Source organism: Paenibacillus sp. GCM10027626, from assembly GCF_042676285.1.
In the GTDB taxonomy this organism is placed as follows: Bacteria; Bacillota; Bacilli; order Paenibacillales; family Paenibacillaceae; genus Paenibacillus_Z.
This window is the reverse complement of sequence record NZ_JBHTHC010000001.1, coordinates 417109-436377: the sequence shown is the minus strand read 5'-3', so window position 1 is coordinate 436377 and position 19269 is coordinate 417109. Positions and strand designations below refer to the sequence as shown.

Genomic DNA, 19269 nt, shown 5'->3' with positions numbered 1-19269 from the left:
GTGCGCTTTGAGGTGAAAATTTTGAAAAAGATACTGCCCTTCCGCGAACCGATGGACATGCCGGACCCGTATTTCCCGATCAAAATCCACCGTACCCCCTTTAATGAGTATGGCGCGATTTTGTTTCATCATCACTGGCATGAACATATTGAGTTTCTTTTCTTCATTGAAGGTGAAGCGATGATTGAATGCAATTCGGAGCAAATGCATGTAAAAGCCGGAGATTTAATCGTCTTGAACAGCACAGATTTGCACCACGGGATCAGCCTATCGGAAAATTTGTTCTATTATGCGATTATTGCAGATACCTCGCTCCTGCATAGTCATTCTGTCGACGCTGTTGAAATGAAATATATTACACCGATCACCCAAAACCGCATTTCTTTTCAAAACAAGATTTCCAAAGATAGCGATGTTAACGGCTGCATCTCTTCGTTAATTGAAGAATTTGAAAACCGTGAATTCGGCTACGAGTTGGCCGTCAAATCCTATTTGTACCGGCTGCTGACCATTTTGCTGCGCAAATATATCGTCAGATTGCTTGATCCGAGCGAATACCAGTTGCGGGTTAAAAATCTGGAACGCTTCGACCCGATCTATCAATATATTGAAGAAAATTATTCAAACAAAATCAATGTCGACGATCTGGCCAAGCAAATGAATATGAGCCGCTTCTACTTCAGCCGCCTCTTTAAAGAGTTGACCGGCAAAACGGTATCCGATTATGTCAACTTTGTACGGATCAACAAATCCGAATATTTGCTGCGCAACACCTCAATGAGCATTTCCGAAATCGCCCATGCGACCGGCTTCAACGACATCTATTATTTCAGCCGCCTGTTCAAAACGTATAAAAAGGTTGCCCCCTCCAAAATAAGAAGAGGTCCTGCGGATTTATAATCTGCAGGACCTGCTTGTTAACGATAATCACCCGCGGCACAGGAATGGTTCCCGAGCGTCGACGATCAAAGGCTAGCGGCTTGAGCTTAGATTATACGCTGTAGCCTCCAGCCGTAAATTGTTATATTAATGTTATTTTTACATTTTCTTTTATTTTTCCTAATCTTTTTAAAACATCGTCCACTCGGCTTCCTTTGATGATGATCTGACCGATCCGATCTGTCCCAACCTTGAACTTACGGATTGTTTCTCCGATTTCGTAATCAAACGAAACCTGAATGATGTCTTCCGAAGGCTCATTACTATTCAGCTGCTGTACAATCACTCCGTCCCTCTCGGCGATGAGCAGCTCGCATGCACATGGCGTAGAAGAATGCAGCGGAAAGACCGGGTTCATATGCAGCGCCGCCCTTATCATCTGTTCATAGTAATCGAAGCCGTAATAGGTGGACACAAGTTCAGGCAAGCATGTCGCTCCTGCCCTTCCCCCAATCTCCAGTACATACACATGTTGATCTTTCAAAATAAAATCTGCGTTAATCGCGCAGTTATTCAATCGTAAAGCATGAATGCTCTGATCTAATTGAAATTGAATATCTGCAGTTACTTGATCAGGCAACTCATAGGGTACGTAATGACCGACCGGCACTCCGGCGTCTCCATAAAACATAATATCGCCATGCGGCATCATAAACTGAATTTTGTTATCGTAAACGAATGCCTGCGCTCCAAACTCGGTCCCTTCAATAAACTCCTCGACGATAAAAAAATTCAACTTCGTTACTTTCCTAACTTCGTCAAATGCATAATCCACTTGTGCAGCATCCGAGACCCTTACAATTCCTTTGCTTGCTCCGCTGTCTACCGCTTTAAAGATCAGAGGCGGCGACAAGGTTTTGAAGGCGTGATAAGCCTCCTCTTTCGTACTCACTTTTACAAATTTCGCCGTTCTTACGCCTTGCTCCATAAAAGCCTGTTTCATTTCCCATTTATTTGACGAGAGCTGAGCAGACTCATAACTTATTCCGCTCAGCCCGAGTGTATCTGCAACTTTACCAATCGATCTGACCGCCACATCTGTACCTGTCGTACATATTCCATCAATTTGCTCCATCCGGGCGATTTCCACAATTTTATCTGCGTTCGTTGTATCCTCATAATATACCTTATCTGCCGCAGCAAAGCCCGGGTAGTTTCCTTGTCGGCTTATGACAACGACCTTCAATCCCATTTGTTTCGCTGTTTTGATTAATGGCAGCTGAGAGATACCCGCCCCCAATATCATTAGCTTTTTCATGGCTTAAACTCCCTAATGCGGCTAATGATCCGATCGAGATCTGCATCCGTTACATTCGGATGAATGGGCAGGGTAAGAATTCTTTTCCATATTTCAGAGGATACTGGGACAATTGCTTTTAAATGAATATAGCAGGGGTGAAGATGGCAGGGGTAGTAATGAACACCTGAAGCGATATTATGTTCCTGCAGATGGGTAATCATGCGATCTCTGTGGCTGGCTTCACGAAATTTGATTTGGAACAAGTGCCAAGCGCTGTGGGCATACGGAAGCTCCGGCGGAAGCTCCAACCATTTCAGATCCTTCAGCTCCGCTTTGTAACGCTTGGCAATTTCTCTGCGCCTCCCGTTCAACTGATCCAGTTTTTTCAACTGTACGATGCCCATTGCCGCTTGTACATCGTTCATATGATATTTGTATCCGATTTGATCGACAAAATATTGCCATGCATAAACTTTTTCATGCGTCGTTCGCATCCACGTGTCACGGGAAATTCCGACCCACCGTTTCTCCCGAAGTTTCCTATTCATCCACTCTGCATTGCAGGTAATCGCTCCTCCTTCCCCGGTTGTCAAATTTTTGACAGCATGGAAGCTGAAGCAGGTCACTTCACTGACCGATCCGATACGCCGGCCCTTATATTCCGCACCGCAGGCATGGGCGGCATCCTCCACGACCTTGATTCCTTTCGCTTGCGCCAATTCATGGATCGCGTCCATATCGCAAGGGTGACCGGCCATATGGACAGCAATGATCGCTTTCGTCTTATCCGTAATCTTACGCTCAATGTCCGCTACCGAAATATTCATCGTATCTGGTTCAATATCGGCAAAAACCGGTGTGGCGCCCACATAGCTGACGGCGTGGACAGAGGATACGAAGGTCATTGACGGCACAATGACTTCGTCTCCCGGTCCAATACCCAGAATTTCCAATGCCAAATGAAGCGCAGCAGTTGCCGAATTGAGCCCAACCGCGAAACGGGTGCCCGCAAAATTGGCAAATTCGCGTTCAAACTGCTCTGTCTTCGGTCCGAGGCCAAGCCATCCGGAACGCAAAACTTCCGTTACGGCATCAATTTCCTCCTGACCGATACTCGGCTGTAGAACAGGTATTAGTTTATGCTCCAAGTATAATTTCCCCTTTCTTTGTCCAGCACAATGCTATTCAGACATAAAAATTTGTGTTCGCCATCGATCGGCGCAAACTTCCACCGAAAAGTTTTCCCTTGCCGTTCTTTCCCCATTTTCGACAATTTTCTGCCGCAGCTCCGGTTGTTCGATTAACTCCACCATCGCCTCGTACCAGTCTTCCGCCGTTCCCGAAGCAAGCAATCCGTTTTCTTTGTGCTTGACCCAGTCCTCATAGGCCGGAGCAGTGGAATAAATGCCCGGAATCCGGCAAGCGGCATATTCGCGAAACTTATTATTCGTCTTGCAATCGTGCAGCAGCGAATGCTCCAAAGGAGCCAGACCGATATCCCACTTTGACCGAAAAAGACGTTTCAGAAAGCTGGCATAATCCGCATCATGCTCCTTAAATGATACTTGCCGTTTACCTGCAAGTTCTTCTGGAACATAACCGAAAAACTCAATTCTGATTTTATCTCCATAGGTTTGAATGATACCGCTGAGCGCTTGAATAACCGGATCAAAGGCAGCTTGCTTTCTGCCTCCTTCATAACCGATTACAATTTTATCCGCATGCTTCCTGTCCTTCTCCAACCCGGAAATCAAAGAAAAATCTACGCTTCCCGGGAAATTAACCACTTTATTCAGACTAAAATGCGTCTCCAAATGTTTAGCAAAAAATCCCGAGGCGACTTTCACGATATGAGCGTTTTTCAAAAATTTCACATACGTTTTTCGCTTGTTTGGCTCATGATAATATCTCCCCATATCAGAAGCGGGAGACATCGCCATAAAATGGTCGTCGATGACATAGACCGTCTTTTTTCCCATCTCGCGGGCCAGTTCAAGACATTTATAGGCTTCAGATTGAACCGTGCGAAAAAAGATGACAATATCTGCTGCGGCAAGTCTCGATAAGTGCACGTCATCATCAGGCCTGACATCAAATCGGCAAACGCCGCTTTTCTGCAAATGACGGAGCGGTTGCTCTATTCCGATCTTATAAGAAGGAATTCGATCTGAGCCGATGACGAGTACGTTTATATCCCCTCTTCCACCCATTGTTCGTTTCTCCTTCCAGCCTACGATTTAAAAATGAATTTCTTCCAGTTGTCCATGCAAGTATGCAAAGAAAAGTGCTGTCTTGCCGCCATTTCCGCATTTTCCCTAATCCGCAGCCGCATCGCCGGATTTTCAATCATCGCTTTGATTCCTTCGTACCATCCTTTTTCGGTATGGGGAACGAGGTAGCCTGTTTCGCCTTGGGCAACCCAAGAAGCATAAACGGGAGAATTGGAATAGATGCCGGGAATTCGGCAAGCTCCGTATTCGCGAAGTTTGTTATTCGTTTTGCTCTTGTTAAACGAATTGTTGTCAAGAGGAGCAATGCCGATGTCCCAATTGCAGCGAATTAGCTTTTTCATGAATTCTTTATACTCCATGCCCCCTTCTTCATATTTAACGCTAGGATGATCGGCTAACGAAGCGGGGACATAGCCGAAAAATTCCAGCCGGACAAATCCGCCATAGTAATCGAGTATCTTGTTCAGAGCCGGAATAACAGGAGCAAAATCCTCCTCTTTATTTCCTCCTTCATAGCCGATTACAATTTGTTCATCATCCCGGTCACTTTGCTTCTGTTCATCAAGCCAATCAAAATCGACGCTGGCCGGGAAATAAACAACATTTTTATTAAACCGGTCATGAATATAGGCGCCAAGTTCAGGAGCGTCCACTTTAACGATGTGCGCGGTTTGTAAAAACTTGATGAAAGTCTCCCTGCGGACCGGGTCGGAATAATACTCGCCGACTGGCGTTGTCGGCTTAATCTCCAGGAAATTGTCATCGATGACATAGACAGTCCGTTTTCCAAGCTTCTGTGCGAGTTCCAGCAGCATAAAGGCTGCAGGTTCGACATTGCGTACAAAAATAATCGTATCTGCCGCCGCTATCATCTCATGGCTGACGTCATCTTCCAGCTTCACATCATAGCGCAAATTCTCGCGTTTTTTCAGGCCATCTAATGGTTGAATGACGCCGATCTCAAGCGATGGAATGATGCCGGCCGAGATGACAAGAACATCCGCAGCCGGATGTTCGGGTACTGGGACCGCCGCAGCTGCGGCGGTTTCTGCCCTCTTCGCAGCATCGGCGCGTCCTTTCTCGAAGCCGTCCTGCTTTCCTCGCTCAAAACCGTCTATATGACCCTTCCGGTATGCGCTTAGCCGAATAGAACGCCGCTTTTTGCTTTTCCTGGATCGACTTTTTTTCCTTAAAGGCATCACCTATCAATCTCCTTTATATGCGTCTTGATGGCCAGCTTCCATACCCGCGGCATAGCCGACGTTAAATCCTTCATTGTAAGCTGCATCAAACCCCGCATCATAAGCTTCATTGTAGGAACCGGTTTTTTGGACCGGCGTTCTTTGGACACCTCTGCGGCCTATCCGTCTCTTCCCTCTTCTAATCTTCGTTAACGCTCTTCTGCCTTTTGTCGTCTTTCCGCGTAATTTTGACGACTTAGCGCCGCTTCTTTTACGTTTGATCATGGCTCACGCCTCCTAAAAGTTTTCGCAACAAAGCTTGCTTGTGGAGCCTAAATATTATCAGCCTTGATTACTGGAGGGGAGATAAGGGGAGGACCCTCCTTATATTTATGCAGCTCCTGCTCCGCGACATGCCGCGCTTCATAATGGTCAAGTTTCCAGAATGATAATGCGTGCTTATTGATGAACCGGCGCATCTTTCCCCCTTTATACTGACAAACTGCGCCGTCTGGCAGTCTAATAAGCCTGCCTTCGGCATCCAAGTGATCCCCTGAAGATGCATAAAGCGCGTTTATCCGGCGCTTCACTTCCTCGACTGGGATGGCTTCGCCGAGCTGCCAATTGTGCAAGTCGACCTGGGAAACGCGAACAGCTTGAACGCCTCCGCTGCCATTTATCGGGTAACGATTTCCGTTTTCCAGCCAATAGACTTCCGGTCCCGGTCCCCGCACAATTACACAAGTTGGATAAAAATCGCTTGTTCGATAACCTTTCTTGTTTCTTTGCCATGCAAGAGATAGCATTCCATGAGGATCAGCCCATTTATTGGCATAAAATGCAAGATTCTTTTCATACACCTGATCGAATCCGCCATTTAACGATTTCATGCTCACGCTGCCATAATGATGAATAAAAGTATCTTTAGCGATGACCAGTTGCAAGCCCAGAAGCCGGGCACGCAGCCCGTAGTCGTCATCTTCACAGTTGCCGATCTCAAACCCTTCGTCAAAATAACCTAATCGCCTGAAATCTTCACGCCGGAGCAGCATGCAAAATCCGGTTAACCTTGATGTGGGGGTCCAACGGCTAGTGTTGGATCGATTGTACGCTTCTGAGAATTTCTGCATTTCTGCTATATCCGAATAGTTGGTTTCAATTAATTGTTCCCCGCTAATGTAATTCGTCACAGGACCGACAATTCCGAATTGCGGATTGCTATGCAAGCAGGTTAGCAAGTTGGAGAGCCAGTGAGGCGTTACTACTGAATCATTGTTCAAGATCAGCAATGTTGTCCCCCTCGCCAACATAAGCCCTTGATTTACAGCGCCCGCAAATCCTAAATTTTCTTTATTCACCCAGTAGCGGATTGTGCGAGTAGCTTGAAGATACGCCGCTGTTCCGTCATCTGAAGCGTTGTCGATCACGATCAATTCGTAAGGCTCCAGGGTATGCTTGGTAATACTTTCAATGCACTCTTGTAGATACTCTAACTGATTGTAAGTTGGTATAATAATACTCGTGCCTGCAAATGGGGTTGAAAATCTGGCTGCTCCCGCATCTCGCCCGGCACTGAAACCATCCTCGTATCCCTTGTTATAACCTTTGGCAAATCCGTCATTGTACCCGTCTCTTCGATACGCCATCTTACTCATAAGGTTGACTCTCCATTCACGAATGAATCGGCTAGATGTCCGAAGTCAATCGCAACTTTGCCGAGCTCGGAAGCAATCCGTTGTACGATGACGACGGCAGGAATGCCCGCGCCGACAAGCGCGATATCAAAATTGCGAACCGCGATTTCCCTCATTACTCTCGCGATATCATGCATGCCTTCCACAGGGGCAACAACGCCCGTCACATCAATGCCGCTGTTTACCAGAACATAGGAAAGCCCGGGAGCTGAATTGCCCACAACCAGAACACGGCGGTTTGCAAGCATGCCTCGGAACAAGCCTGCCGTATGCAGCTCATAGTTGATTGTCGATAAAGTGAGCCGCAATTGCCGATAATCGATGCCATGGGCTTTGAATACGGCAAAAGCAAGGGGTTGAAAGTTGGGCAGTCTTAATTTGGGGATGCCTACAATATCCGCTTTTCGTATCGCTTCTACCAATTGATCTCTCGCGGCAAGATCGGGCAGTTGAATGCCGGCATAATTGAGAAAATGGCCTTCTTTCCGGATTTGTTCCATACTCATCACCACATCCTGAGCCAGCGTCAACAACTCTCCGTCTCCCAGACGAGTAACCGATAATGGCGCTCCCGTATCCAAAGCAATCATGATTTCTCCGTTCACTTCCGGTGCGCCAAGAAGTGTATGGAACCGGGAATGCATTGCCGCTATCCCGGCTTCAATAATTTGGTGCACCGAAATCTCGGGAAGTATATCCATATCGGGAAGAATGGAGTCTACGATCCCCTCTCCTCCATCATAAAGCCCCTTTTTGTAATCGAGATCAGAGGTTTTATTCCGGGCTTCCCTGACTACAGGTACTGTTTGGACCGGTTGGGGAGATTGGGCCGGTTGGGGAGATTGGGCCATTTTCAATAAGGCATCGTCATAGCCGGCGTCGTAACCCTGATTATATGAAACTGCCGCTTGAGCCATCGTCTTCTGCAGATTTGAACGCTTGGCCAGCGGCTTTTTGAGCGACATCCTTCTTCTTTTGGGAGAACCACGTCTATAATTGCGTCGCCGCCGAATGGTAACCACCCCATCTCAGTTAAATCAATATATTCTTTAGAAAAGGTTAGGAAACAGGTATAACCATCCATTTTTCTTGAATCGTCAAGGAAAAATAATGCTTAGCATAGTGTTCAAACGTTTATGATAGGTATGATCCCGTCTCGTTCTGCTCATTCCGTTCAAAGCGATCTTCTGTCTCTCTTCTTCATGCTGCAAGTAATAATCAATCTTCTCGATCAGTTCATCGTGAGAGACGTATGTGCCGATTTCCTTACCGGGGACATATACATTGCTCATATCCTGACGAATATCCGACAGCTGAAGCGTCGCGCAGCCGGATATTTCAAAGGTGCGGGGATTGACGGAAAGCGCCTCTATTCTTCTGCCGTTTGAATTGATTGTGTAGTCATCGACAGAACGATGAAGATTGATTACAATTTTGGCGCCATTATAATAATTTGCTGTATCTTCAGGGGTCATCCAGTCGCCGAGCTTGATTTTATCGGATAACAGGGAATAGTTTTGCAGCCGATCCCACCACCAGCCTGCGATTACTACTTTTCGATTCATCAGAATAGGGGCCAGGCGATCGATTAACTCGACACGATTCCAAAAAGCTGTACCAATAAAACAAATATCGGATTGATAGGAAGCCGGCACATGTTTCGGATGAAATACATTCGGATTGACGGCGAATGGGAGATAGTAAACATGCTCACAGCCTAACTTGCGGTAAAAAGGCACACAATTTAATTCAAGCGTAAAAATGTAATCGTATCGGGGCGCTATCGAAATGGTCCAGTCTGTATAATAAGGATCGTCGGTAAACCAGACAGCGGTTTTAATTCCGCTCTGCCGCAGCTGGTTGACTTGATCGGCAGGCAAAACCACTCCGTTCAGCACGAGCACAAGATCCGGTTGAAATTTCCCGGCCAATGCGGCGACATCTTCAGAAGGATTGGCAACCGTTACCGCCCGAACCAAACCTCTCAAACCGTCTATCACCGCCTCATCGAGCGCCGGATACGGAACGCCGATGCCTGCCGTGACGTAGAGGATATGGATATCCTTAACAGGCTCTGCGGCCACAGATTGTCCGCGCATGACGGCATCGCAGAATCCCATCCGGTATCCATCAATGTGTCCCGCCCGAAATCCTGCTTCATGTCCCGCTTTCCTCGCCATTTCATCATCCAACATTAGCGGCCTATTCATTTGGACGGCCCGCCCAACAGTCGGCTGCTTGCTTGATAAAGAGACCGGAATGTACCTGCATCCGTCCACCAGCCGTCCAAAATATCATAGGCAAGCTGCCCCTTGGCCGCATAAACATTATTTACGTCCGTAATCTCCAGCTCGCCGCGGCCCGATGGCTTGATCGACCGAATGATATCAAACACGCCGGCATCATACATGTAAATGCCCGTTACACAATAATCGGATTTCGGTTGTAGCGGTTTTTCTTCAATCAGCAATATTTTCTCTTCCTTTAAAATTGGAACTCCATATCTCCGCGGGTCATGAACTTTCTTCAGAAGTACCCGGGCACCCTCCGCCTGTTTTTGAAAAGACTGGACGAATGCTGCCAAAGAATCCTCGAATAAATTGTCTCCTAAAAGAACAACGAACTTTTCATCTGCTTTGATCAACGGTTCGGCAAGAGACAAAGCTTGAGCGATCCCGCCCGCTTCCTCCTGAATTTTATAAGTGATGTTAACCCCCCATTCCTGCCCGCTCCCCAGCAGCTCCGTATACATGCCTGCAGAATGTTTGCCGATGACGATAAGCAGCTCTTCTATGCCAGCCTTCCGGAACTTTTCCAAGCCGTGACAGATCATCGGAACCTTTCCGACAGGAAGCAGATGTTTGTTTATTATTTTTGTTAACGGATAAAGTCTTGTGCCTGTGCCTCCGGCCAGTATGACGCCCTTCATATAACCATCCTTCCTTTCTGCAAAATCCCCCTAAACATAGTTGATCGGGTCGATCCCCCATTTATCAATAAATTTATGCCGATTGCTCTCAACGAGTTGCTTTACAATACCCTCGTCCTGGCGGTTGAAGCTGGCACTGCCATGATGAAAAACGAATACATCCCCCGCTATCCTCAGCGTATACCCCGCGTTCCTCGCTCGATAACAGTAGTCGTCGTCTTCGAAATGACCGGGAGAAAAGCGTTCGTCCAATAGTCCGATTCGCTCCATTACCTCTCGCTTGAACAGGAAGCATAACCCGACGACCCGATTCGCTTGCCGCCACTTTTTAGCATCCGACTTATTCAGCTGTTCAGCCATTTCCTCCAAATTAGTATAAGGCATATCAATCTGCTGCTGGCCGCTTGCATAATTGGTCAGCGGTCCGACAATGCCGATCTCAGCCCGGCTATAAAGACATTTCAACATGTTTTTTAGCCAGTTACGCGAAACGATGACATCGTTATTTAATAACAGAAGCGAGTCGCCGGAGGCAATTTTCAGCCCCATGTTGCAAGCGGCAGGAAAGCCGGAATTGCCCGCCAGCGAAATGAAGGTAACCCCCTCCTGCCGGCACAGGTCGACTGTACCGTCGGTTGAACCGTTATCGACGACAATGATTTCATGCGGTTCATTCGTATGCCGTTTGATCGAATACAAGCAATCTTTGAGCAGGTCTTTCCCATTATAAGTCGGGATAATAATACTCGTCTTTTTCATACCGTCCACCTTCTAATGCTAGGTTAGCTGCCGATTTCTGATTCGGTCTGGAAACGACATCCGCGGCCCTCTCATATCAAAAGCCGTTTTCAGCGCTTCAATATGATCGCCGATGATCAGTTCAGAGACGGCATTACTCCGCCCAACATTTCGCTTCCGCTGCCGGTTTGTTGATATTACGTCCACACTGGCCGGCGAATTTATTTTCAACCCTTGCTGAATGGCAAGCACCTGCGCTTTTGGAGGTACGGCCAGATTGGCATATCCGATTAATTGTGCGGCTTGTTTCTTCATCGCATGCGGGATTGCGGTAAGCGAATTAGCACCGAGATCCGCTCTGGCCATCGAGCGGTTTATAAATTCCTTCACTATTGTCACATCGTCTCTATTGGAGAATAGACCGATGTAGGGGGAAATATTGTTTAAGGCAATATCCGCCCCTTGCCCGATAGCAGCAATGAAAGGTAAGAGATGCTCAGCGAATACCGGAAAATCGCCATCAAGGAAAAGTAATATTTCGGATTCGGCCAACTTTGCCCCGATCGCTCTCCCGACATCGTGTCCTAAAGCATGGTGGTAATGGACAATTGTCGCCCGGGACTGATTTCGGAGCATTTCGAAACTTTCGTCCGTAGATCCATTGACGATAAAAATCATTTCATGCAATGGCAGTCGATGCAGCTGTTCGAGCACACTTGGAATGGTGTCTTTCTCATTCATGACGGTAACAATTGCCGCTACTGTTTTGTCTGTCGGCAGCAACACCCCGTTTCCGAAATATCCTCCTGCATGCTTGCAATATCCTTCTATAAACTTCGCGGCAGCAGTATGGTAAGCATTCCATGGCAGATGTTTATTGGAATGGTACCAGCGGTTCCAGAGCGCATTCACTTTCCTGAACGGATCGGTTTCTTCCGTCTTTGGCGTTCCTTCGGCAGATGCGGCAAGATAGCCAGCCGTGTAAGCTCTCGCACTCCAAAAGTCAGCCGCTCCGGCTGAAGGCTTCTTGAACTTCCGAGTCCCAAATTTGCGGCCATTTCGATTGATGAACGATTTTTTTTTGTTTGACGCTGCTCTTACCATTCGTCTTGGCTTCCTATTCACTTTTCCATCACCACACGCTCTCTCTGTTTCGCCCAAGATCGGACCGGTTTCCCCGTATATCGGACTTCGAGATCACCCAGTCCAGCGCCTCCAGATGGTCGCCGACTATCAATTTTTCAAGCGGATCGTTGCCCTTTGTTCTGCCTCTTCTCGGGTTTCTCCTACCCACATCCACATAGTGGATACCGCGCACATTCAACCCGCTATATACGGCTATAGCATGAGCTTTCGGAGGGACAGCCAAGTTTTCGGCTCCTATCAAATCTCTCGCTTGACGGCTCATCGCATGCGGAATTGTTGTCAAGGAAGTGCCTTTGAGGGCGGGATTCGAGACGAATAAATTTAGCGTATGCTTGGCAAGCACAACACTGTGAACATGGTGCCTGCCGATCGGCCCCAAATACTTGTTCAATGCCACGTCTACGCCGCCTTCCACGGCTTTCGTCAAAGGTACAAAATCCCGGGTCGGAATCACAATATCGGCATCCGTAAACAGTAAAATGTCGCCCTTGGCCTCTTTGGCACCGACGCTTCGGCCCACGTCGTGGCCTAAGGGATGCGCAAAGCGGATCACTTTAGCCCCGATTTTCTGCGCCAGCTCCGCCGTTCCGTCCGTAGAACCGTTGGCGACGACGATGACCTCCGTCTCGGGATGTACCCGATACGCTTGACGAATGACGGCCGCGATCGTTCTCCTTTCGTTCATAGCAGGGATGATAACAGAAACCTTGGGGGCTGCTGCGTTTCTAATCCTGAACAAGTATCCCCTCGCCTTCTTTCTATTTCGAGGACTCGCATAACCTCGTCTCGGCATGTTTCTCACCTGCCTAGTAAAATTTAATAAAGATTGCTACTTTTATTCTATGTATAAGTCGTTTAACTGCAACGGCATTCGTACCCGAAGGATAGATGTCTAACCCTGGTAAAAAAAAAGGATGAGCAGAATTCAACCGCTGCTAATCCTCTTTATTACTATTACTGGCCATGTTCAAGAAAATGAACGCTCCGCTGCTCCTGCAATCCGCTCCCCAATCGTACAACCCGGGCTTTGCCTTCATACCCTCGGGTCATTCCCCGCGTATCGTATACCAGACGCGCATGGTCAAGAATCAATTGAAGCGGCAGCTGAGAATGGTCTGTAACGATGACTACGCAATCCGCAACCGCCAAATTCTGTGCGCTCAGCTCCTCGCTTTTCAACCGACAGTCGCCGATCGTCACTTCTGGAACATACGGATCATGATACAAAACTGTGGCTCCTTCCTGCATAAACAAAGTCATCAGATTCAAAGCGCTTGATTCGCGCACATCGTCGATATTTCGTTTGTAGGATACTCCGATTACTAGGATAGATTTCCCTGCAAGAGTAGCGTCACCGAGGCAATCCTTTACTCGCTCCACAATATAATTCGGCATCGATAGATTGATAGCTTGGGAATACTCGATAAATTTGCTATTTGCTCCGCGACGGTTTGCACTCCATTGCAAATAAAGAGGATCAACGGGAATGCAATGACCTCCGACCCCTGGTCCGGGATAAAATGCCGAGAATCCGTATGGCTTTGTTTTGGCTGCTGTAATGACTTCCCAAATATCAATATTTAACTGATCGCATAGCATGGCAAATTCATTGATAAATGAAATGTTTACGAATCGGTACGAATTTTCCAGTAATTTTGTCAATTCTGCGGCTTCCGGCGAAGAAACCGGGATCACTTCTGAAAACACCGTAGCGTACAATTCTAATATTTTATCCGTACATTGTTCGGTTATCCCGCTGACAACTTTCGGTATTATTTCCATCGTATAATTCGGGTTTCCCGGATTGATACGTTCAGGAGAATAGCCTAAATAAATATCATTACCGACCTTCAGCCCGCCTTGTTCGAGCAGCGGCATCAGGACTTCTCTTGTCGTTCCGGGATACGTCGAGCTTTCAAGAATAATAAGCTGCCCTTGTCTAAGTACTTTACTTAAAGCGGCCCCAACTTGCAGCAGATACGATAAATCCGGCGTATGATTGGCAGTTAATGGAGTAGGTACACATAAAATAACGGCTTCTGCTTCTGTCAATCGGGCGTAATTTGATGTGGCGATCAGCTTTTTCCCGGTGATTGAGATGTGTACGGCTTCATCGGAAACATCAGGCAAATAGCTTTTTTTGCTGTGCAATGTTTTTATTTTTTGCTCGTTTACATCCACTCCTATTACCGAATAGCCTTGCTGAATGAATGCAAGGGCCAAAGGCAGCCCTACGTAGCCTAAGCCAATAACGCCTATCACACGACTCATGGTCTATCTTCACCTCAACCTTTCCATTCTAAATGAAATCATAGTGATATCTTATGCTGATATAAACCGTTTGGAGTGGATACAACCAACAATTTTCAGATTAAAATGGAAAAATAGACATCGGGCCATATCATGTCAGGCGGTTAAAGACTTTTATATATGGATTCCAATTCCAAGACAAGCTGGCGGGAGTCATAATACTTTTCAATATATTCTCTTCCGGAAATACCAATTTCTCTTCTTAACTCCGGTTTTTTAACCAGCTTCTTCAACACATCGTAAAATGTGTCTTTATTGGCGTTGACGATGGCAAGTCCGGGAGGATAACGTTTAATCATACTGTCCCGGACGTAACATATGACCGGTTTTCCAAGCGCCATCCCTTCAAGGCTTACAACCCCGAAAGAACCTTGCAATAGTTGATCGACGATAATGTCAGCTTTTTGGTATTCCTTGATCGCCTCTTTATGGCTTACATTCGTAATAATTTTGAAATCAAAGTCGAGCCCTTTCCTGCGCAGCCGTTCGATCCCTTGAATGACATATTCCGTCCCCTTCAAATAGTCATTGGTTGGAGCATGAATAATTAAAGGCTTTCGATTGTTCGCAGACGGAGGAGAGAAGGGAAATTTATCCAATGTAATAAACTGCCTCAGAAGGTGGATATGCTTATAGCGGCCTTCTATATAGGAGAGCAGTTCATGGTCGGCAACGATCGCATGATCGATATATTGCGATAATTCTTTTAATTTCTTGACGATTTCCCGTTCCTCTCTTCTTCTCCCGCCTTTTACGCGTACCCCTGCGCTTCCTTCAGCTTTAGCGATGGAAAGCATCCGAACATCGGATCCGCGGTGCTGGACCACCAGCTTTTTTCCGCGCTTTTTGAGATATTCCAGGTCAGAACGGTCTTTATAAAACGTTTGGCCGAAATGAAAATGGAAAACATCGTATTTCTCACATGCTTCCTTCAGAAACTTCTCTCGCAGCTTCTTTCGCTCTCTTCCAGAATGTTTCTCTAAATGAAGGCACAAGTCATAATTCTGATTTCGATCACGAAAATGGCATGCAGTGGCATCTATGCCGATATCGCGAAGGGCAGCGCACATTTCAATCATTTGCCTGCCGACCGGCAGATGAAGCACTCTCATTGTTCACCCTCCTTACATTTTCATTAGTTTCTGTAAGCCTACTCTCCGGACAAATCCCGTTTCCACAACTTTTTTAGTAATTAAAGAATTCATGCCTTGCCCGAGATCAAATGCCACCTTACCGAGATGGTCGGCAATGTATGTTGCAAGAATTACAGCGTTAACGCCAGCTGTTATTAAGGCCAAATCAAATTCGACCCGATCAAGCATCCGCTTAACCTCACTCATTTCGTCAAAAGAATGCAGCGGGATGCAAGCCACAATGTTAAACGGAAATCTTTTCCCCCATCTGCGTTCCAAAGCTTCCTTCACCTTCTCCGCGTTACTCCCGATCAGGACAATTCTGCGATTTCGCAGCATTTTTTTAAACTTTACTTTTTGATTTAAGGGGATAACCCGGCGTATTAATGTTTCGAATACAAAACGGGGCTTAATTCCATAGGCTCGAAACACTTTCTGTACCATATTTCCAGCATAAATATTACGAAGACAAATATTATATCCGACAATATCCGCTTTCCTTACCGCCTCTACCATCTCATCACGAAGCTTCACGTTCGGAAAAGTGAAGCCTCTGTTAACTTTTCCGCTGTTTGTTGTGATTGCTTCTCTATGCCGCATGAACCGTCTCTCTGACAGGACAGTATACTGGGCCATAACATAACTTTCCGTAGACCCAACGGAAACAACAGATAGAGGGGTTTTCTCATCCAGAGCCCGAATGATGCGATCCATTAGCTCTCCGCTGTTTAATACCTTGGCCTTCATTCCTTTTCTCCTTTTAGGTTAAATAAAACATGTAACCAGTCACCCATTGCCCGATTGACTGTCCAATTATTACTGATGTTTTCCCTGCAGCCTTTTTTGATTTCAAAATAGGCTTCCCGATTTTTTACTAGATAATCGATTTTTTCAATAAAATGCTTGGGCTTATCAGTGTCCAGAATAAGCGACCTTGCCTTCTCATGAGCTACTGTCTTGACGTAACCGACGTTAGTGGAAAGCACGGGAACTCCGCAAGCGTAAGCCTCTAAAGCAGGATTAGGCGCGCCCTCGTTCGCTGATGTAACAAGCAGCAAATCCAGTTCGTTATAGAAAGCGGGCATATCGTTGACAGATCGTTGCCCTCTTGTAGATTCCACAAATCTAATATTAGGATTATTTTTATACGCCTCGACAATTGGTAGATAGAGCGTTTGGTAGTTTTTTACCTTTCTCTCTTTATTGCCAACCCAACCGATCGTAAATTTTGCGTTCCGTTCTAGATCCTTCTTCTTTGCAGGTTTGAAAATATTTGTTTCTACGAAGGGAGGAATATATCGAATATCTCGATCAGACGCTATTTTTTTTAAGACTTTAGTCAATTTCAGATTGAACGCTCCCAGTATTCCGATTCTTCTAATTACGTTTTTTACAAAGGCTTCATCGACTATCACGCGATCGCGCCATTCGCGAAACGTATCTTTATTGCGGGAGAAAAAATTATAACCGCCAACTTGGGATGAATCGACCCTAACGTCCCGCTCCAGAAGTTTGGACGAAATCTCCAATCCCATCGCAGAGATGACCCCATATGTGCGATTGATTTTGGAAGCCCCTTCTGTCTTAATTAACTTTCTCATATCATGCAATGAGATGATTTGCAAATTCGGGTGATACTTTTGTATAATCCGGGCCCTATTTCCGAGAACCCACCATTCCAAGTCATAAACGAGGAGATGCTTCTTCATACAATCTCACCCACATCGGTGCATTGGAATGTTGATCCAGCTTTTTTTCCCAGCCCAAATATCTCTTGATACAGTCGACAAATTGCCGCACCCTTATTTCTGTCGTATGATGGGCTCGCGTCATTTTGTAGCCGCGACGGGCAATCGCTCTTCTCTCGTCTTTTTGCTTTAAGTAATACTTTGCCTTCTCGTAATAATCTTTCTCATTGATCTGCACAAATGTTTTTTTGTGAACAAACCCGAGATCCGTTAATTCCTGGGAACCGGTTGCCAATAACAATGTTTTACAAGCCGTTACTTCGTAGTATTTGGCGATCGGGTAATCGTGAACGCAGCTATCGGTAAAAAAAACTTTGGCCCGGTTAATTTCCTTAGCATATCTTTTGCCAATTAACGCAGTATTTCTGTCCTTGCTGCTAAAATATCGATAGCCAGGGTGCATGTGACGAACAAACCCTTTTACTCCTGCCATCTCACGCGCAATAGTTGCCCTTAAAGGATAGTGAGCTTTGCTTACCGCACCCATTAATAAGTAATCAATGGTTCGCTCTAAACCGTAATGTTTAAAAACCGGCGTATATACATGATGAGGAAACCAGACAAGCTTCTTGACAAACTCCGGATAAAAGCGCAAGAAAGCGTCCCGGTATATCGAGAAAATAAGATCGATTTTATTGTCCGTCACAAATTTACCGAAACCGGGATTACCGTGAAGGTCTACGGCTAGCACCCCCTTCGGAATGCCGATACTATCCAAACCGGTGATCACGAGCGATTTTGTCTGCTTCATGTCATCAAAGAAAATAAAATCAGGCGTAAACCCGCTCTTCTTAATTATTTCATCGATTGGCCCGCTCTTGGATACATATGCGACCCGCACATCCGGCAGCTTACTTAATTCGGACTTGAAATATTCCCAATTTTCTTTCACATAATGGGTCTGATCGCCTGTAAAATACAATATTTTCAACTTTCTATTTTCCATGCCTTCCCTCTTCCCTGATCAAATTGCTGTCAACGTTCTTCATATAGTCTCATCCATAGCGGTTTATTGGAACTTTTATGAAGCTTTTCTTTCCATCCCAAGTACCTCTTAATTAAATTGACAAATTGGCGAGCGCGAATGGATGTCGTATGATGGGCTCGAACCATCTTATAGCCGCGATAGGCAATTTCTTCCCTTCGTTTCGTCCGTTCCAAATAATACTTCGCTCGATCTTTGAAATTATTTTTGTCAATTTCTATAAATGTCTTTCGATGTACAAACCCCAGGTCAGTTAATTCAGGCGAACCGGCGCCAACAACTAGTGTGTTGCACGCGGCCACTTCAAAGTATTTGGCAATGGGATAACGATACTTGCTGCCATCGGTAAAAAATAGTTTGGAGCAGTTTATTTCGCGAGCGAAATTTTTACCGATCAATGCCTTTTTCTTTTCTTTTTCACTAAAATACCTATATCCCGGGTGCTTATGGTAGACGAATCCTTTGGTTCGTTTCATCGTGCGCAAGATTTTAGATCGAAGCGGGTATAAATCGCCGCTTACCGCACCCATCAATAAATAATCGATTTGTTTTGGTTGCTTGTAATCTTTAAAGACAGGCGTGTATACATGATGGGGCAGCCAGACGAACTTCTCGGCGAACTCTGGGAAGAAATGAAAAAACGCATCCCGGTAAACGCTGAAAATTAGATCAATTTTATTTTTATTGACAAATTCCCTGAAGAAATCCGGACAGCTTTGAAGATCTATCGTTAGCACACCCTTGGGAATAGAAACCTGATCCAGGCCGGTTACGGCAATCGTTTTTGCCTTTTTAATATCACCGAAAAAAATAAAATCGGGAGTAAAGCCGATTTGATGAATAATATCTTTAATGTCTCCTCCTTGACGGACGTATGCGACCTGTAAATTCGGCATTTTGTTTAACGCGGAATTGAAATATTCCCAATTCTCCTTAACCCAATTGGTCTGATCGACGCTAATATAGAGTATTTTCAGTTTATTTTTGCTCATTGA

At 45.9% G+C, this 19269-nt stretch carries 19 protein-coding genes; 1 reads left to right on the top strand and 18 read right to left on the bottom strand.

Annotated features, from left to right (window positions below):
* Positions 1-21: 21 nt before the first annotated feature.
* On the top strand, positions 22-900 hold the full coding sequence (locus tag ACFQ0N_RS02135) for a helix-turn-helix domain-containing protein (protein WP_483874976.1): 879 nt from the start codon (positions 22-24) through the stop codon (positions 898-900).
* 121 nt (positions 901-1021) lie between these two features.
* Here ACFQ0N_RS02135 and ACFQ0N_RS02130 read toward each other — a convergent pair whose 3' ends face one another.
* From ACFQ0N_RS02130 to ACFQ0N_RS02045, 18 genes are all read right to left on the bottom strand, one after another.
* On the bottom strand, positions 1022-2197 hold the full coding sequence (locus ACFQ0N_RS02130; protein WP_379322692.1) for an ATP-grasp domain-containing protein: 1176 nt from the start codon (positions 2195-2197) through the stop codon (positions 1022-1024).
* Positions 2194-3327 (bottom strand): DegT/DnrJ/EryC1/StrS family aminotransferase, encoded by a 1134-nt coding sequence (locus tag ACFQ0N_RS02125; RefSeq protein WP_379322691.1) that lies wholly within the window; start codon positions 3325-3327, stop codon positions 2194-2196. Before ACFQ0N_RS02125 ends, ACFQ0N_RS02130 begins: the two co-directional genes overlap by 4 nt.
* Before the next feature lie 33 nt (positions 3328-3360).
* On the bottom strand, positions 3361-4389 hold the full coding sequence (locus tag ACFQ0N_RS02120; protein ID WP_379322690.1) for a glycosyltransferase family protein: 1029 nt from the start codon (positions 4387-4389) through the stop codon (positions 3361-3363).
* Positions 4390-4409: 20 nt separating this feature from the next.
* Complete coding sequence (locus ACFQ0N_RS02115; protein WP_379322984.1) at positions 4410-5609, bottom strand: glycosyltransferase family protein; 1200 nt, start codon at positions 5607-5609, stop codon at positions 4410-4412.
* A 6-nt stretch (positions 5610-5615) separates the two neighbouring features.
* Positions 5616-5876, bottom strand: coding sequence for a hypothetical protein (locus ACFQ0N_RS02110; RefSeq protein WP_379322689.1), 261 nt, complete (start codon positions 5874-5876; stop codon positions 5616-5618).
* A gap of 47 nt (positions 5877-5923) precedes the next feature.
* Entirely contained in the window at positions 5924-7246 is a 1323-nt protein-coding gene (locus tag ACFQ0N_RS02105) for a glycosyltransferase family 2 protein (protein WP_379322688.1), read from the bottom strand.
* Positions 7243-8250: a GT-D fold domain-containing protein gene (locus ACFQ0N_RS02100; RefSeq protein ID WP_379322687.1), complete on the bottom strand. Its 1008-nt coding sequence runs from the start codon at positions 8248-8250 to the stop codon at positions 7243-7245. The genes ACFQ0N_RS02105 and ACFQ0N_RS02100 overlap by 4 nt, the downstream gene beginning before the upstream one ends.
* A 132-nt stretch (positions 8251-8382) precedes the next feature.
* Positions 8383-9495 carry a CgeB family protein gene (locus ACFQ0N_RS02095; RefSeq protein WP_379322686.1) on the bottom strand — a complete coding sequence of 371 codons (1113 nt, stop codon included), beginning with the start codon at positions 9493-9495 and terminating at the stop codon, positions 8383-8385.
* Positions 9492-10214 carry a sugar phosphate nucleotidyltransferase gene (locus tag ACFQ0N_RS02090; RefSeq protein ID WP_379322685.1) on the bottom strand — a complete coding sequence of 241 codons (723 nt, stop codon included), beginning with the start codon at positions 10212-10214 and terminating at the stop codon, positions 9492-9494. The genes ACFQ0N_RS02095 and ACFQ0N_RS02090 overlap by 4 nt, the downstream gene beginning before the upstream one ends.
* Before the next feature lie 30 nt (positions 10215-10244).
* Positions 10245-10973, bottom strand: a complete 729-nt coding sequence (locus tag ACFQ0N_RS02085; RefSeq protein WP_379322684.1) for a glycosyltransferase family 2 protein — start codon at positions 10971-10973, stop codon at positions 10245-10247.
* An 18-nt stretch (positions 10974-10991) separates the two neighbouring features.
* Positions 10992-12056: a glycosyltransferase family 2 protein gene (locus ACFQ0N_RS02080; RefSeq protein WP_379322683.1), complete on the bottom strand. Its 1065-nt coding sequence runs from the start codon at positions 12054-12056 to the stop codon at positions 10992-10994.
* A 28-nt stretch (positions 12057-12084) separates the two neighbouring features.
* Positions 12085-12891 carry a glycosyltransferase family 2 protein gene (locus ACFQ0N_RS02075; RefSeq protein ID WP_379322682.1) on the bottom strand — a complete coding sequence of 269 codons (807 nt, stop codon included), beginning with the start codon at positions 12889-12891 and terminating at the stop codon, positions 12085-12087.
* Between the two features lie 161 nt (positions 12892-13052).
* Positions 13053-14369, bottom strand: a complete 1317-nt coding sequence (locus ACFQ0N_RS02070) for a nucleotide sugar dehydrogenase (RefSeq protein WP_379322681.1) — start codon at positions 14367-14369, stop codon at positions 13053-13055.
* A 143-nt stretch (positions 14370-14512) separates the two neighbouring features.
* Positions 14513-15520: a glycosyltransferase family 4 protein gene (locus ACFQ0N_RS02065; RefSeq protein WP_379322680.1), complete on the bottom strand. Its 1008-nt coding sequence runs from the start codon at positions 15518-15520 to the stop codon at positions 14513-14515.
* Positions 15521-15532: 12 nt separating this feature from the next.
* Positions 15533-16288: a GT-D fold domain-containing glycosyltransferase gene (locus ACFQ0N_RS02060; RefSeq protein WP_379322679.1), complete on the bottom strand. Its 756-nt coding sequence runs from the start codon at positions 16286-16288 to the stop codon at positions 15533-15535.
* On the bottom strand, positions 16285-17250 hold the full coding sequence (locus ACFQ0N_RS02055) for a glycosyltransferase family 4 protein (protein WP_379322678.1): 966 nt from the start codon (positions 17248-17250) through the stop codon (positions 16285-16287). The genes ACFQ0N_RS02060 and ACFQ0N_RS02055 overlap by 4 nt, the downstream gene beginning before the upstream one ends.
* Positions 17225-18235, bottom strand: coding sequence for a glycosyltransferase (locus ACFQ0N_RS02050; RefSeq protein WP_379322677.1), 1011 nt, complete (start codon positions 18233-18235; stop codon positions 17225-17227). Before ACFQ0N_RS02050 ends, ACFQ0N_RS02055 begins: the two co-directional genes overlap by 26 nt.
* A 29-nt stretch (positions 18236-18264) precedes the next feature.
* A complete protein-coding gene (locus ACFQ0N_RS02045; protein WP_379322676.1) occupies positions 18265-19266 on the bottom strand; it encodes a glycosyltransferase in 1002 nt (333 codons plus the stop codon).
* Positions 19267-19269: the final 3 nt, after the last annotated feature.